A 15,025-nucleotide genomic window follows, 5' to 3' on the forward strand; every position below is an offset into this window, starting at 1 on the left:
TTTTTATTGAGTAGGTTAAGGAAAATTAACCATTAAAACGCATGGATAAATCTACCGCTTTTACGTCTTTGGTTAAAACACCCATCGAAATATAATCCACACCTGACGTTGCCACTTCACGTAAGTTTGCAATAGTAATATTGCCTGATGCTTCCAGCTTGCAACGACCGGCAACATGCTTCACCGCATCAATCATTTGCTGCTGGCTGAAGTTATCCAGCATCACGATATCCGCTTTTGCTTCTAAAGCCTGGTTCAGTTCATCCCAAGTTTCCACTTCGACTTCCACTGGCTTACCCGGTGCGATGTTATGTGCCTTGCTAATCGCCTGAGCAATACCGCCCGCTGCCATAATATGATTTTCTTTAATCAAAAAGGCATCAAATAAACCGAGACGATGGTTCTGACCACCACCAATTGCCACGGCATATTTTTGTGCAATACGTAAACCCGGCAAGGTTTTACGGGTATCTAACAATTTGGTATTTAAGCCTTCAAGTTCTTTGACGTATAAAGCGGTTTTGGTCGCAACCGCAGAAAGTGTTTGCACAAAGTTGAGGGCAGGGCGTTCCACCGTCAGCAGGCTGCGTGCAGAACCGGCCAGTTTTAAAAAGGCTTCATTGGCTTGTACGTGGTCGCCATCATTTTTTAGCCAGGTGACCTGTACCTTTGGATCATAAGCCTGAATCAGGGCATTGACCCAAGGCTGACCGGCCAGCACCATGTCTTCACGGCTAATGATGGTTGCTGTAGCCTGTTCATCTTCAGGGGTTAATAAAGCAGTGATATCACCTTCGCCAATATCTTCTTGTAATGCTTGTTGAATGTTGATTTGGATCGATTGTTCAAGCAAGGATTGAGATATGCTCATAAGGATTCCCGTATCTTTTTTAACCCATGAAAATTGCGCGTTATATTAGCATTGTTCATTTAAAAGAAACGTTTTTTCAAGCGATTTTTATCTGCAGAATTTGAGATTTTAAGTTTAAAGTTTTAGGATTGCGCTAAAATCATCAGCTTATGCGAACAGGACTTAGGATCGGAATATGCAACAGGCACCCTTTTTTCAGGTCATCGATGGTCAGTTAATCGGTGCAAGGCAAGTACCTTCTCCAAATTATAATCAACGTCCCGAGCAAACTGAAATTCAACTGGTCGTGGTGCATAACATCAGTCTACCGCCATCACAGTTTGGTGGCAGCTATATCGAACAGTTCTTTCAAAACCAGCTAGATTGGTCACAGCATCCTTATTTTCAAACCATAAAAGGCATGCAGGTCTCTGCACATCTGCTGATTTTACGTAGCGGTGAAGTGCTGCAATTCGTCAATTTTAATGATCGTGCCTGGCATGCCGGGCGTTCAAGTTATTTGGCCAAAAAAGAATGTAATGACTATTCCATTGGCATTGAGCTGGAGGGCAGTGATGATTTGCCTTTTGACGAGACACAGTATACGGTGCTGGCACAAGTGACGGCTGCATTGCAGGCGGCTTATCCAAAAATTTTACAACATTTGGCTGGTCACTCCGATATTGCACCTGGACGTAAAACCGATCCGGGGCCATTTTTTGACTGGGTCAAATTCAGAACTTTATTACAACAGCATAAAACTCCTCAATAATGCATGGGCTTTATGATTAAACAACGAAATTCCATATTGAGTTTCATTACAATAGCGGCTTAATTTTTCACTGGGTGGTTACGATGGCGCTTTGGCGATCGACCTTTATTGTTAGTGCAATGACCATGTTGTCTCGGGTTTTGGGTTTAGTCCGAGATGTGGTATTGCTGAATGTGTTTGGTGCGGGTAAAGATTTCGATACCTTTGTGGTGGCCTTTCGTATTCCAAACTTCTTTCGGCGGCTATTTGCCGAAGGGGCATTTTCGCAAGCCTTTATTCCAGTTTTAACTGAATATAAAACCACGCGAACCCATGCAGAAGTACAAATTCTAATTAGTCGGGTCTTTGGTTGTCTTGCGACATTTATGACCGCCCTGACTTTTATTGCCATGATTGCGGCACCTGCGGTGCTGTACATCTATGCGCCCGGCTTCCATGACGACCCAGAGAAATTCGCCTTGGCGACAGACATGTTCCGTCTGACCATACCGTATTTGCTATTTATGTCACTGACCGCTTTTGCCAGCAGTATCTTGAACAGTTATGGGTCTTTTTCAACCCCGGCTTTTTCACCTGTGTTGCTGAATATCACCATGATTGCAGCAGCATGGTGGTTAACGCCCTATATGGCCGAACCGATTATGGCCTTGGGCTGGGCAGTAGTAATTGCCGGTATTTTGCAGCTGGTGATTCAAATTCCAGAGCTGTGGCGTAAAAAATTGCTGATTCCGCCTAAAGTGGATTTCAAACACGAAGGTGTGGATCGCATCATGAAATTGATGCTCCCGGCACTGTTTGGTGTTTCGGTCACGCAAATTAACCTGTTGTTGAATACCATTTGGGCATCGTTCATGCAGGATGGTTCGGTATCCTGGTTATACAGTGCAGAACGTATGACCGAATTGCCTTTGGGTTTAATTGGGGTAGCCATTGGTACGGTGATTTTACCGTCATTGTCTGCACGCCATGCCGAGCAAGATCTGCACAAGTTCCGTGGCATGATTGATTGGGCGGCCAAAGTCATTATGTTGGTTGGCATTCCAGCCAGTATCGCCTTATTTATGCTGTCGACACCTATTATTCAAGCCTTGTTCCAGCGTGGGCAATTTACTCTTGAAGATACGAAAATGACCGCATTGGCCTTGCAATGTATGAGTGCCGGGGTGATTTCCTTTATGCTGATTAAAGTCTTTGCCCCAGGTTTTTATGCGCAGCAAGATACCCGCACACCGGTACGCGTTGGCTTGATGGCGGTGGCAGCCAATGCCATTTTAAATATAATCTTTATTGGTTTTTTTAAGTTAATTGACTGGCATGCCGAGCATATGGCTTTGGCCTTGGCTTCATCAGGTTCAGCCTTGGTCAATGCCGGCATGCTGTATTTCTATCTGCATAAACGCAATATTTTCCGCTTTGCCGGGCACTGGAAAAAACTTTTCCTTCAATATGCAGTTGCCAATGCTGCCATGATTGCTGCCCTATGGTATGGCTTAAGCTGGTACAACGGAGATGTATCACAGTGGATGCGTATACTTGAAGTAATCGGTTTGTGTGTAGTGGGTGTGGTGGCTTATGCGATTGGTTTATTGGTAACAGGCTTTAGACCACGCCACTTACGACCTTAATCTTTAGATCAAAACTTTAGAGCGTTAGATAAGTTGTATAAAGAGTGATCTAATGCTTGAGATTGAGACTGAATGAATCAACTATGAAAAAGAGCCTGTATAGGCTCTTTTTTTGATCAAGTGAGATATTTTTAAGGAGGTCATTCAACTAAACTCTTCCCCGGGAGAGGAAGCCGACGATTGCCAGAATAACGGCAACGACGAGTAAAATAACCGCAAAATCTTTAGATAATCCTGCGACACCAGCAAAACCTAGTAGACTGGCAATCAGTGCAATCACAGCAAAAATAATCGCCCAACGGAACATAAGCTTTCTCCATGTGTTGTTATTTTCAGGGTTGTTTCAGTATAGGGGCGGAAAATTTCCAACAGTGTTATGCTTGTGTTTAAAAAATGTTCACTTTGACGGCAAATCTATGATTTGAAGTAAAAATCATGTTTATTCCCTGTAAACTTGTACCCCTTATCATCGTTATCACTTTTCTGGTTTTCTCACTGCTATGACTGAACAATTACGTCCACAATTCTGGAAAAAATATGCTTTGGCTGAACTGACAACAGCTGAATGGGAAGCATTGTGTGATGGTTGTGGCTTATGCTGTTTAATCAAATTGGAAGATGAAGAGCTGCAAGAAGTCGCTTATACCAAGGTGGCCTGCAAACTTTTAGATTGCAAAACTGCACGTTGTAGTAATTATGAGCAGCGACTTGAATATGTACCGGATTGTATTCAGCTGACCCCAGAAAAATTAGATACTATTCACTGGCTCCCGCCGAGCTGTGCTTACCGCCGTTTAAAAGAAGGCAAGAATTTACCGACCTGGCATTATTTAAATACAGGAACACGTGACAGTGTGATCAAAGCCAGAAAATCGGCAGCAGGCCGTTGTATTTCCGAAACGGAAGTTAATGAAGATGATCTTGAGGAATATATTGTGCGCTGGGTGCGTTAACCGCCTGTTCATCATCATGTAATCTCTGGCTGAAAGCATTTGGAAATCTCATCCTCACCCCGACCTGACACAGCGATTTTTTTGTAAAACCGCTCATTTGAAATACGCGATATTAAAATTACATAGTAGACTTGCTTTAAGTACAGTCAAGAAATAACAAGATGTCTGAGAGCCATATACCACTTCCTGAACGACTTCGCCCGCGTGACTTGTCCGAAATTATTGGTCAAGATCATCTATTAGGGGCTGGTGCGCCATTACGTCAAATGATTGATCAAGGACATTTACCTTCGATTATTTTTTGGGGGCCACCCGGGGTAGGAAAAACCACGATTGCTTTGCTTTTGGCACAGGCGGTGGATCGGCCATTTGTGAGTTTATCGGCACTCAATACCGGGGTAAAAGAACTACGTGAAGTGATTGCCGAAAGTGGTGATTTACTGACACCTGTAGTTTTTATTGATGAAATTCATCGTTTTAACAAGTCACAGCAAGATGCCTTATTGAATGCAGTCGAGAAGGGCAAAATCACTTTAATTGGAGCGACCACAGAAAATCCTTCTTTTGAAGTGAACAATGCCTTGTTATCGCGCTGTCAGGTTTATACCTTAAATGTCTTGGATGAAGAGGCGATTAAGACCTTGGTAAATAAGGCAATCCAGCAAGATGCTTTTTTAAAAGAACGCTATATTCAAATTGAAGAATACGAAGCCTTGTTGCAATTTGCTGCTGGAGATGCGCGTAAAGCACTCAACCTGCTGGATTTAATTGCCAGCACTTTTGAGCCGGAACTGGAAAATATCATTACCAATGCCATTGTGGTGAAAGTGGCACAGCAGAATATTGCCCGTTATGACAAATCGGGCGAGCAGCATTATGATCTGGTTTCTGCGTTTATTAAGTCGATTCGCGGCAGTGACCCGGATGCCGCTTTGTACTGGATGGCACGCATGCTGAAAGGTGGGGAAGATCCGGTGTTTATTGCCCGCCGTATGCTTATTGCCGCTTCGGAAGATATTGGTAACTCAAATCCGAATGCCTTGCTGCTGGCAGGAGAATGCTTCCGTTCGGTACAGGCGGTGGGCATGCCGGAATGCCGGATTATTTTGGGTCAATGTGCCGTGTATTTGGCCACCAGTGCCAAAAGTAACAGTACTTATCTGGCCATTAACAAGGCGCTCGACTTAGCTGAAAAAACCTCGAATTTACCTGTGCCGTTACATTTACGCAATGCACCGACCAAGCTGATGAAAGAACAGGGCTATGGGGTGGATTACTTATATCCGCACAATTATCCAGAGCATTTTGTCTTGCAAGAGTATATGCCGCCTGAATTAAAGGGCATCAAGCTGTATGAGTCGGCACGTAATAAACGTGAAGTGGAAGGGGAGCGTTTACAGCAACGCCGTTGGCAACAGCAACAACAGCAGCAATAAGCCAAAAAAAAAGCCCAATCCATAGGAGGGATTGGGCTGAAAATAGGATGTCTTTGGGGAGATACATCCTAGAGGGTAAACTCAAATTCTGGCCGGCAAGAAAAATGCTATAAAGCCACCTACTCCAACATCTTGCTGCCTGGTATGTGAGATATATTAAGTAAAAAACAGAATATTGTAAAAACGATCATTTTTATTATTAATATCTGTTTTTTCGATTTATAGAGCATAAAAAAACCGAGCTAAACAGCCCGGTTTTTTTGAATCAGATGACTGATTAGATATCAGTAAGATCGATACCTAAACGTGCAGCAACTTCTTCATAAGCTTCAACAACACCGCCTAAACCTTGACGGAAACGGTCTTTGTCGAGTTTTTTCTTGGTGTCTTTGTCCCATAGACGGCAACCATCTGGAGAGAATTCATCACCCAGCACGATACGGTCGTGGAATACACCAAATTCAAGTTTGAAGTCCACAAGTAACATGTTACCTGCATCGAACAAGCCTTTCAGCACTTCGTTAACTTTGTAAGTTAACTCTTTCATTTGTGCAAGTTGTTCAGCAGTCGCCCAACCTAAAGCAATCGCTTGAGATTCGTTCACCATTGGATCGCCAAGCGCATCATCTTTGAAGAACAATTCGAAAGTAGGTGGAACAAGTTCTTTACCTTCTTCTACACCTAAGCGACGGCATAATGAACCGGCAGCATAGTTACGCACTACACATTCAACCGGAATCATTTTTAATTTTTTCACTAAAACTTCAGTTGGAGAAAGAAGTTTTTCGAAGTGAGTTTCAATGCCAGCAGCAGCCAATTTTTCCATGATGAAGGCGTTAAAACGGTTGTTCACCTTGCCTTTACGATCCAGCTGTTCGATTTTTTCGCCGTTAAATGCAGATGCATCGTCACGGAAGACTAGGATAAGGTGATCTGCGCTGTCTGTTTCATAAACAGATTTCGCTTTACCAGTATAGAGCAAGGTTTGTTTCAACATGGGGGGAACCTTTTTCAAAAAAAAATGCCTAGTACGACTAGGCTGGCCAATTTTGGTAAATCTGGGTTAACAGTTCTGCAGCTTTTTCTTTGTCTGCAAAGCTGTTATCGGCATTGAACACAGCGATGTTATTACTTGCACCTACAGATGTCAGTCTTAATACATAGATCTGTTGATCGACCTTAATGGTGACTTCGTAACGATTTTTACTTTGACCCACAATGGTATGGTTCAGGCTGCTGAGGGTAGCAAGTGTGTACTGCCAAATTGTAGCAGAATTTCCGTCTATTTTGAGCAACGGATTTTGGTTTCCATCACGAACCAGCTGCGGACGACCGACATTTGTACTGTCGTCCTGGGCATTTGCTACTGCATTGGTCTGTGCCTTATCGGGGCGGGGAAGAGCAAAACGGTTGCCACGCTTATTTTCAAGCTTAGGTGCATGCTCAATGGCAAGCGGGTCAACCGTTGGAGATGGATACAATGGCGTTGCTGGTCGAACCATTGAACCTTCCGGATATTTCAGGGGTTCAAGGGTTGCTGTATTTTTATAGTCCAGCGAACCATTACTGATTCCCATGGAACTACAACCCACCAAACTGAATGCCGAAAGTGCAAGGGTTAAACCAAAACGTAATTGCATAATATTGTGCTCTTTATTTAATGACACCCGAAGCGTTCAGTGCTTCACGCAATGGGGTACGATATTGTTCTGCAAGAGGAGTTAATGGTAAGCGAATACCGGTACCAATTAAGCCCATTTCATGGAGTGCCCATTTCACAGGAATTGGGTTAGATTCACAAAATAAAATATTGTGTAAATTTGCAACTTTATTATTTAATGCTTCAGCACCTTCTGCATCACCTGCGAGTGCAGCAGCACAGATCAGGCTCATTTCATTAGGTGCCACATTGGCAGTAACCGATATGTTGCCTTTAGCGCCCAGACCCATAAGCTGGTATGCCGTAGCATCATCGCCAGAATAAACAGTCATGTCTTTGCCGTTTAATCCTTCAATGAGTTCCTTACCACGGGCGACGTCGCCGGTTGCATCTTTAATGCCGACAATTTGTGGAATATCTGCTAGACGAATCACGGTTTCATTTAACATGTCTACGCCAGTACGGCCTGGAACGTTATACAGAATTTGAGGTAAGTCTACCGCTTCAGCAATCGCTTTATAATGCTGATATAAACCTTCTTGGGTTGGCTTATTGTAGTAAGGGGTGACCAAGAGTGCAGCATCTGCGCCTAGTTCTTTGGCTTCTTTGGTCAGTTCAATCGCTTCATGGGTAGAGTTAGCACCCGTACCTGCAATTACAGGAATACGTTTGTTGGCCACACGAATGATTTCTTTAATCACCTGGGTATGTTCAGCCATGCTTAAAGTTGATGCTTCACCTGTAGTACCCACAGCAACAATACTGTTGGTGCCTTGCGCTACATGCCACTCAACGAGCTTTTCTAGACCCTTCCAATCTACGCTGCCATCTTCAAACATTGGGGTGACGATTGCGACAATTGAGCCTTGAATGATCTGTGCTTGCTGAGTCATTTTAAAAAAATATCCTATTTGCCCATCCGGTGAGGTAGAAAAACATAAATTTGGATGGTTACGTATTTTGATTTATAGCCAATTCAACTCAATTGAATGAAATTGAATAATGCTTATGCAAATTATGAACGAACAAGCGGTGAAGAACAATATGCTTTAGTCAAACCATCTAAAAACTTTATGAAAAGCAAGTGAAAAGTCTAGCCAACACCAGCAAATTAATTTTTTAAATTGAACACAGCTGAAAGGTTTCTTAGGGCTGATCTTAAAAATGAGGTTTTTTAACTGGAGAAATGAATGGTCGATATCACAAGAAATGTAGGTTTAAGTCAATAGAATCAATAATTCCGGGTAAAAACATCAGAATTTAAGATTTAATTATGATTAGCATAGACGTTAAATCAATATAAATCGGTCATTTAATTTATCCAAATGATCATTAAAAACTTAAGAAATAATCAGTTAAAACTATTAATCTATTTTAACCCTTTTTGCATAAGATGATTTTCAGAATTGAAATAATAAGGGTCATGTTGATTTTTTGTGTGTTGATTAAACTTGATTAAGTGCTTTTGCGACTATGTGTTTTGGTATCGAAAAGTTTTAAATATCCCGTATTTTTGTCAATAAAGTGTAGATTCTTCCACTTATTGGTAGTTATTTGAATTTCCAGACTCATAGATGATGGCTTTCTTTTTGTAATGCTGATTGAACAAGGATAATCCAATGGAAAAATCAGATAATAAGCATGCCATCGTCACGGTAGCGATCTGTTTTCTGATTGCTGTGATTGAAGGTCTGGATATTCAGGCAGCCGGCATCGCCGCTGCAGGTATTCGTGAGTATTTTGGTCTCGACAGCTCTCAGTTGGGTGTGTTTTTTAGTGCAGGTATTCTGGGTTTATTACCAGGTGCACTGATCGGTGGCCGACTTGCTGACCGGATTGGTCGTAAAAAAGTGTTGGTCTGGTCGACAGCAACATTTGCTGTATTTACCTTATGTACAGTTTGGGTCAACAGCTTCAATAGTCTGCTGGCAGTACGTTTTCTGGCAGGTGCGGGTCTTGGTGGTGCAATGCCGATTTTGATCACGCTGGCATCAGAAGCAGTATCTCCAAAAAATCGTGGTCGTGCAGTGGGCTTGATGTACTGTGGTATGCCAGTCGGTGCTGCGATTTTATCTTTAATTGCTGCCACTGAATTTGGTGCCAACTGGAAGAATGTTTTCTACTTGGGTGGTTTATTACCTGTCTTCGTGATTCCACTCATGATGTGGTTCTTGCCTGAGTCAAAGGAATACCTGAAGGCCAAGAACAAAACCGCAGCAGAACTTGCCGTTTCACCACAAGGTTCATTTAAGGACCTGTTTAATTCCAATAACCTGTTACGCACGATCTGTATCTGGGTGAGCTACTTCTTTACCCTGATGGTGGTTTACATCATGCTGAGCTGGCTACCATCATTGTTTATGGAACTGGGCTTTACCCGTCAAAACGGTTCAACCGCACAGTTCTACTTCATGGTGACTGCGACCATCGGTACGATTATTCTGGGTATGTTGACCGATCGCTGGAAGAAAGCTTACGTCATCCTGTTGATGTACGGTGGTATCCTCGCGGGTTTACTGGCACTAAATGGTGCAAGCTCGCTTAACCAGATGTATATGGCAGCAGCATTGGCAGGTGCATTTGTGATCGGCTGTCAGGGCGTACTGTATGCCTTTGGTAGTATCGTGTATCCGACCGAAGTACGTGGTACTGGTGTAGGTGTTGCTTCTGCAGTAGGCCGTATCGGCGCAATGCTTGGCCCTGTGATTGCAGGTCAGTTACTGACTGCAGGCTTTGGTGCAGCAGGGGTTATTACCGCAGCGATTCCATGTATTATTATCTCTGCAGTATGTATGCTGATCCTGGTGAACCGCACCAAGGTGTAATACTGAAAAGATTAAAAAAAGCCTGCATTTGCAGGCTTTTTTTATGCTCAGAATTTAAAAAAATCATCATGCTATTGATAGGGAAAATTTTCTGTTTTTCTTATCGTTTGCGATGAAATAAAAACAACTCTTTAATTTATTATTCATTGCAAAATGATGCAGATATTGAACTGATTCCAATATTGATCCGAATGAACAGTCATTCTATTTTTATCGGTAGTGCTAAAAATACTCTACTATATTTGCTCTATGCTTGGGCATAAATCGAGATTTCAGGGGATGAAAACGGATGCAAAATAATGTCGTATTACTGGTGGTGGACGTACAACGAGGATTTACCCCAGGCGGTAATCTGGCCGTAGCGAATGCCGATCAGATCATTCCAAATATCAATGTATTGGGGCAGTATTTTAACAATATTGTCCTGACTCAAGACTGGCATCCTGAAAATCATATCTCTTTTGCAGACAATCATTCTGGTAAGGCGGTTTATGACAGTATTCAGCTCGACTATGGCAGTCAGGTCTTATGGCCAAGCCATTGTGTACAAGGCACTACTGATGCAGAACTTCATCCAGAGCTCAATTTACCGACGGCACAATTGATTATCCGCAAGGGCACTCATGTCCATATCGACAGCTATTCAGCCTTTTTGGAAGCAGATCAAAAAACCACAACCGGTTTGGCCGGCTATTTAAAAGAACGTGGTATTGATACCGTTTTTATTGCAGGAATTGCCACTGATTTTTGTGTGGCATGGACAGCAATAGATGCCTGCAAACTGGGCTTTAAAACCTATGTGATTTCCGATGCCACTAAGGGCATCGATTTACACGGTTCATTGCAACATGCCTGGCAAGATATGCTGGCAGCTGGAGTAAAACGTATTCTGGTCAAAGATATTGTTCAGCAACAGGCCTCATAAACAGTTTAATCCAGTCTGGGAAAAGTCTAATTTTTTGTTGCTTAATGTTGTAAAGGTTACTTCCTGGACGAGATACTAGAATAAATATCGGATTGATTTTTATGTCTTATTTCTTGCGCTTTACGCAATTTATTCAGAAAACCTTTGCCCTGTGGGTAGTACTATTTGCCGCTATTGCTTTAATTTTCCCGGAAGCCTTTGTCTGGCTGAAAGCCTATATCGCCTGGATGCTGGGAATCATCATGTTCGGTATGGGCATGACCATGACTGTCGATGACTTTAAAGGCGTATTGCAAAGTCCTAAAGCGGTTGGGATTGGCGTAGCGGCACAATTTATTGTCATGCCAGGATTGGCCTATGGCTTATGTCAACTGTTTCAATTGCCGCCTGAAATTGCCATAGGCGTGATTCTGGTCGGCTGTTGCCCCGGTGGGACAGCCTCCAATGTGATTACCTATATGGCCAAAGGTAATACGGCTTTGTCTGTGGCCTGTACTTCGGTTTCGACTCTTTTGGCGCCTGTATTAACCCCGGCCATTTTTTATCTTCTGGCCAGCCAGTGGATTGAAATTAATGCCCTGTCGATGCTGGGTTCTATTCTTCAGGTGATATTGTTCCCGATTATTCTGGGCTTGATTGTGCGCTCGATATTCAAGCAAAAAGTTGATGCCTATATTCAAGTGATGCCGCTGATTTCAGTATTTGCCATTGTGGCGATTGTGGCTGCGATTATTGCAGGCAGTAAGACTCAAATTTTGCAATCCGGTTTATTGATTTTGGGCGTGGTCGCGCTGCACAATGGTCTGGGCTATTTACTGGGTTTTTGGGCAAGCCGTTTCTTTAAACTGCCTTATGCAGACAGTAAAGCTATTGCCATTGAAGTGGGGATGCAAAACTCGGGTCTAGGCGTGGCTTTGGCTGCAGTGCATTTTGCTGCATCCCCAATAACCGCAGTGCCAAGTGCAATTTTCAGTTTATGGCATAACATTTCAGGACCTGCATTAGCCAGTTATTGGGCAAGCAGGACAGATAAAATAGAATAATGCTTAAAAGATCTCTGCTGACTTCAGTGGTACTTCAGCACAGAATTTTAGCAATAAAAAGCCGAGTTCATGAACCCGGCTTTTTTTATTGAGCTGTTTTTAAGATGCTTTGGATTGCTTGGCTTTTAAAATTTCAGTTCTAAAGGTTTGTGCCAATTCGGCCACTTTGCTGTCCATCCCGTTCATCATAAAGGCATGACGGGTGAGCACATTGGTTGGATTCGGTATGCTGACCAACTGGTAACAATCTGAAATACCTTTAAGTAATTCATTCGGTAAATGAATGGCACTTTCTTTGGCTGCCAGTTGTTGTACCAGACGTTCTGCCGCTTGCACAGGGCTGAGGTGCATCGCCTCAACATGGTTGGAAATGGCACTGCGTGTTTGCAACACGAAACGCTTTTCTTCACGATAGCGTTTGTATAGCACATCAGATAATAACTGGAATACGGTACTGATCATCACCAGACATTGCACCGCATTCGGTGTTTCGACCGACATGCTAATGGTTGCCCCATGTTCATCAAATTTATGTACAGTGGAGATATCTGAACTATTCAATTTGTAGTGCTGAACACAGAGTTCAGCGGCTTTATTCAGGAAAATCTGACATAAATTAAAATAAGGAACAGAAACGGTTTTATTGACCGAATCCATCAGCTGTTTTGGATCATAAAACTGAATATTTAATGCAATACAATTGTCATCCAGCACCACAGGCTTGGATTCTTTGGTTTTAGCTTTAGCCTGAGCGTTGTTCTGCGCCTGAGCAATCGCGACTGCGGCATTGTGCTGTTCTTGTTCCAAAGCCTGAGTCAGGGTTTGAATTTCATGTTTGAGGCGTGATTCATTATTGATACGCGCCAGATATTCGGTACGGCTTGGACGGGCAATGGCACGATAAGCTAACCATAATAAGCCATGAATCAGCAACGATAATAAAATCGCCAGCCATTGGGTACGTAAAATCTCCCCTATACTTGGCTGAATCAGGGTAATTTCAATACTGCCGACTTTCTTTTCATTTTGCAGTGCTTCACGAACAAAAACTTCGCCTTGGCGTGTCTTGGTTAAACCACCTGTTGCCAGTACCTGATTATTCGCATCTAAAATACGGATAGAAGCCACACTCGGGTTGGTGGCATAACGGTCGGCCAGTAAAGCCAATGACACCGTATTGGCCGGTTCCAGCTCGGACAGGCTGTCTGTGACCAGTTGCGAGGTCATCAGCTGTCCCTGACTGGCGCGGTTAGCATTCAACTGATGCGTCGTCGCAAGTACCAGTAAAAAGGTGTGAAAAGCAAAACTTACAATCAGTAGGCTAGCAAATAGCCCTTGTCTAGGCGCATTCAACGTAAACTTCCAAGGCATTTATGTTCAAATTCGATTATGATTCTAGCAATAGTTGTAGCTCAGATCCGAGTCAATTCATGCGAGAAATCATTCTTATATCATTTTTGGGACCCGACCAGCCTAATCAATTTACACGATTAATGCAGGTATTGTCCGTCCATTCGTTACAAATTTTGGACGTTGGACAAGCCGTCATCCACAACCAACTGACTTTAGGTATTGTTGTTTCGTCAGATGACCAAACTGCTACAGCATTAGCCATGAAGGAGATTCTGATTCTAGCACATGATATTGGCTTAACAGTGCGCTTTAAACCAATCTCTACATCAGAATATGATCAATGGGTGAGTGAAGGGGGACAGACCCGTTATATCGTGACGGCACTGGCACCGGAATTAACAGCATCACACCTGCAGGCAGTGACTCAGATTGTCTCCAACCAGGGCTTTAATATTGAAACCGTGACCCGTTTGTCGGGTCGTCCGGAGCTGGATATTCAAGCCGATGGACCTAAACGCTCTTGCGTGCAATTTGGCTTGAAAGGACAAATGCTGGATGCCACTGCCATGCGTGCGGCATGCTTGCGTTTATCGACTGAATTAAGCGTCGATGTTGCGGTGCAAGAAGATAATGCTTACCGTCGCAATCGTCGTCTGGTCTGCTTTGACATGGACTCGACCTTGATTGAGCAGGAAGTGATTGATGAGTTGGCGATTGAGGCCGGTGTCGGTGAGCAAGTTGCTGAAATTACTGAACGCGCCATGCAAGGGGAACTTGATTTCCAGCAAAGCTTCCGTGCCCGTGTCGCCTTATTAAAAGGTATGGATGCTTCTGTTTTACCTCAAATTGCCGAGCGCTTAACCGTGACGGAAGGGGCAGAGCGCCTGATTTCAACCTTGAAAGCCTTGGGTTACAAGACCGCCATTCTTTCCGGTGGTTTCCAGTATTTTGCCGAATACCTGCAAGAAAAACTGGGGATTGATGAAGTCCATGCCAACATTTTGGATGTACAAGATGGTGTGGTTACCGGTGAAGTCAAAGGACATATTGTAGATGGTGCCCGTAAAGCCTTATTGCTGCGTGAACTGGCTGCGAAAATGGGTATTTCACTGGAACAGGCCATTGCCGTAGGGGATGGTGCCAATGACTTGCCAATGCTGTCTATTGCCGGTTTAGGTGTGGCTTTCCGTGCCAAACCTTTGGTTCGTCAAAATGCCAATCAGGCGATTTCAAGTGTCGGCCTTGATGGAGTACTCTATCTGCTCGGCGTACATGATAAAGATCTGAGTCGTGCCTAAAGATTGAAATTTATTGACTAAACGCGACATTGATGTCGCGTTTTTTGTTTAAAAACAGGCAAAATACGATGAACGGTAGCCAGGCATTGCCGATAAAAACAGCATTCAAGCCATTCAGGAAAAAAGTTTTTTTATTGATTAAAATGAGTTGTTTTTTTGTAATGACACGGCAAGTCCGAGCCCATCTCGTTTCCAGAAAAAGTTAAAAATAAAAAAATGTAATGACAAAATAATATTGCGACAAGGTATGTCGCTTACTGAAAATACAAGACTTTTTTTCTTAAA

At 43.1% G+C, this 15,025-nt stretch carries 14 protein-coding genes; 8 read left to right on the forward strand and 6 right to left on the reverse strand.

Going from position 1 to position 15,025, the window contains the following annotated elements:
* Positions 1-25: 25 nt before the first annotated feature.
* The gene (nadC, locus tag WAE57_RS02990; RefSeq protein ID WP_337708094.1) at positions 26-871 is read right to left on the reverse strand and encodes a carboxylating nicotinate-nucleotide diphosphorylase; all 846 of its coding nucleotides are present in this window, start codon (positions 869-871) and stop codon (positions 26-28) included.
* A 175-nt stretch (positions 872-1,046) separates the two neighbouring features.
* On the opposite strand from nadC, the gene ampD reads away from it, so the two are divergent.
* The gene (gene ampD / locus WAE57_RS02995; protein WP_337708096.1) at positions 1,047-1,622 is read left to right on the forward strand and encodes a 1,6-anhydro-N-acetylmuramyl-L-alanine amidase AmpD; all 576 of its coding nucleotides are present in this window, start codon (positions 1,047-1,049) and stop codon (positions 1,620-1,622) included.
* Between the two features lie 74 nt (positions 1,623-1,696).
* Positions 1,697-3,247, forward strand: coding sequence for a murein biosynthesis integral membrane protein MurJ (murJ, locus tag WAE57_RS03000; protein WP_337708098.1), 1,551 nt, complete (start codon positions 1,697-1,699; stop codon positions 3,245-3,247).
* Between the two features lie 148 nt (positions 3,248-3,395).
* Here murJ and WAE57_RS03005 read toward each other — a convergent pair whose 3' ends face one another.
* Positions 3,396-3,554 (reverse strand): DUF1328 domain-containing protein, encoded by a 159-nt coding sequence (locus WAE57_RS03005; RefSeq protein ID WP_086176419.1) that lies wholly within the window; start codon positions 3,552-3,554, stop codon positions 3,396-3,398.
* A 193-nt stretch (positions 3,555-3,747) separates the two neighbouring features.
* Here WAE57_RS03005 and WAE57_RS03010 point away from each other — a divergent pair, with 193 nt between their 5' ends.
* Positions 3,748-4,200, forward strand: coding sequence for a YcgN family cysteine cluster protein (locus tag WAE57_RS03010; RefSeq protein WP_337708101.1), 453 nt, complete (start codon positions 3,748-3,750; stop codon positions 4,198-4,200).
* A gap of 161 nt (positions 4,201-4,361) precedes the next feature.
* Positions 4,362-5,636 carry a replication-associated recombination protein A gene (locus WAE57_RS03015; RefSeq protein WP_337708103.1) on the forward strand — a complete coding sequence of 425 codons (1,275 nt, stop codon included), beginning with the start codon at positions 4,362-4,364 and terminating at the stop codon, positions 5,634-5,636.
* 277 nt (positions 5,637-5,913) lie between these two features.
* Here the strand turns inward: WAE57_RS03015 and purC are convergent, their stop codons facing one another.
* The 3 genes from purC to dapA are packed head-to-tail and all read right to left on the reverse strand — an operon-like array spanning position 5,914 to position 8,189.
* On the reverse strand, positions 5,914-6,633 hold the full coding sequence (gene purC / locus WAE57_RS03020; protein ID WP_086176415.1) for a phosphoribosylaminoimidazolesuccinocarboxamide synthase: 720 nt from the start codon (positions 6,631-6,633) through the stop codon (positions 5,914-5,916).
* A 37-nt stretch (positions 6,634-6,670) separates the two neighbouring features.
* Positions 6,671-7,276 carry a lipoprotein-34 precursor (NlpB) gene (locus WAE57_RS03025; RefSeq protein WP_337708106.1) on the reverse strand — a complete coding sequence of 202 codons (606 nt, stop codon included), beginning with the start codon at positions 7,274-7,276 and terminating at the stop codon, positions 6,671-6,673.
* A gap of 13 nt (positions 7,277-7,289) precedes the next feature.
* Positions 7,290-8,189 carry a 4-hydroxy-tetrahydrodipicolinate synthase gene (dapA, locus tag WAE57_RS03030; RefSeq protein WP_237786970.1) on the reverse strand — a complete coding sequence of 300 codons (900 nt, stop codon included), beginning with the start codon at positions 8,187-8,189 and terminating at the stop codon, positions 7,290-7,292.
* A 726-nt stretch (positions 8,190-8,915) separates the two neighbouring features.
* On the opposite strand from dapA, the gene mhpT reads away from it, so the two are divergent.
* The 3 genes from mhpT to WAE57_RS03045 all read left to right on the forward strand — a co-directional run bounded on the left by mhpT (position 8,916) and on the right by WAE57_RS03045 (position 12,089).
* Complete coding sequence (mhpT, locus tag WAE57_RS03035; RefSeq protein ID WP_086176412.1) at positions 8,916-10,121, forward strand: 3-(3-hydroxy-phenyl)propionate transporter MhpT; 1,206 nt, start codon at positions 8,916-8,918, stop codon at positions 10,119-10,121.
* Positions 10,122-10,410: 289 nt separating this feature from the next.
* On the forward strand, positions 10,411-11,046 hold the full coding sequence (gene pncA, locus WAE57_RS03040) for a bifunctional nicotinamidase/pyrazinamidase (protein ID WP_337708109.1): 636 nt from the start codon (positions 10,411-10,413) through the stop codon (positions 11,044-11,046).
* A 101-nt stretch (positions 11,047-11,147) separates the two neighbouring features.
* Positions 11,148-12,089, forward strand: a complete 942-nt coding sequence (locus tag WAE57_RS03045) for a bile acid:sodium symporter family protein (protein WP_337708111.1) — start codon at positions 11,148-11,150, stop codon at positions 12,087-12,089.
* A 99-nt stretch (positions 12,090-12,188) separates the two neighbouring features.
* On the opposite strand, the gene WAE57_RS03050 is transcribed toward WAE57_RS03045, so the two are convergent.
* On the reverse strand, positions 12,189-13,442 hold the full coding sequence (locus WAE57_RS03050; RefSeq protein WP_337708482.1) for a hypothetical protein: 1,254 nt from the start codon (positions 13,440-13,442) through the stop codon (positions 12,189-12,191).
* Between the two features lie 77 nt (positions 13,443-13,519).
* On the opposite strand from WAE57_RS03050, the gene serB reads away from it, so the two are divergent.
* Positions 13,520-14,740 (forward strand): phosphoserine phosphatase SerB, encoded by a 1,221-nt coding sequence (gene serB, locus WAE57_RS03055; RefSeq protein WP_237786966.1) that lies wholly within the window; start codon positions 13,520-13,522, stop codon positions 14,738-14,740.
* Positions 14,741-15,025: the final 285 nt, after the last annotated feature.

Origin of the sequence: Acinetobacter sp. NS-4 (assembly GCF_037402435.1) — a bacterium.
In the GTDB taxonomy this organism is placed as follows: domain Bacteria; phylum Pseudomonadota; class Gammaproteobacteria; order Pseudomonadales; family Moraxellaceae; genus Acinetobacter.

Bases quoted from the DNA above. Each gene is read 5' to 3' on its own strand.
- nadC (WP_337708094.1), bottom strand. From the start codon at position 871: ATGAGCATATCTCAATCCTTGCTTGAACAATCGATCCAAATCAACATT.
- ampD (WP_337708096.1), top strand. From the start codon at position 1,047: ATGCAACAGGCACCCTTTTTTCAGGTCATCGATGGTCAGTTAATCGGT.
- WAE57_RS03005 (WP_086176419.1), bottom strand. From the start codon at position 3,554: ATGTTCCGTTGGGCGATTATTTTTGCTGTGATTGCACTGATTGCCAGT.
- WAE57_RS03010 (WP_337708101.1), top strand. From the start codon at position 3,748: ATGACTGAACAATTACGTCCACAATTCTGGAAAAAATATGCTTTGGCT.
- WAE57_RS03015 (WP_337708103.1), top strand. From the start codon at position 4,362: ATGTCTGAGAGCCATATACCACTTCCTGAACGACTTCGCCCGCGTGAC.
- purC (WP_086176415.1), bottom strand. From the start codon at position 6,633: ATGTTGAAACAAACCTTGCTCTATACTGGTAAAGCGAAATCTGTTTAT.
- WAE57_RS03025 (WP_337708106.1), bottom strand. From the start codon at position 7,276: ATGCAATTACGTTTTGGTTTAACCCTTGCACTTTCGGCATTCAGTTTG.
- dapA (WP_237786970.1), bottom strand. From the start codon at position 8,189: ATGACTCAGCAAGCACAGATCATTCAAGGCTCAATTGTCGCAATCGTC.
- mhpT (WP_086176412.1), top strand. From the start codon at position 8,916: ATGGAAAAATCAGATAATAAGCATGCCATCGTCACGGTAGCGATCTGT.
- pncA (WP_337708109.1), top strand. From the start codon at position 10,411: ATGCAAAATAATGTCGTATTACTGGTGGTGGACGTACAACGAGGATTT.
- WAE57_RS03045 (WP_337708111.1), top strand. From the start codon at position 11,148: ATGTCTTATTTCTTGCGCTTTACGCAATTTATTCAGAAAACCTTTGCC.
- serB (WP_237786966.1), top strand. From the start codon at position 13,520: ATGCGAGAAATCATTCTTATATCATTTTTGGGACCCGACCAGCCTAAT.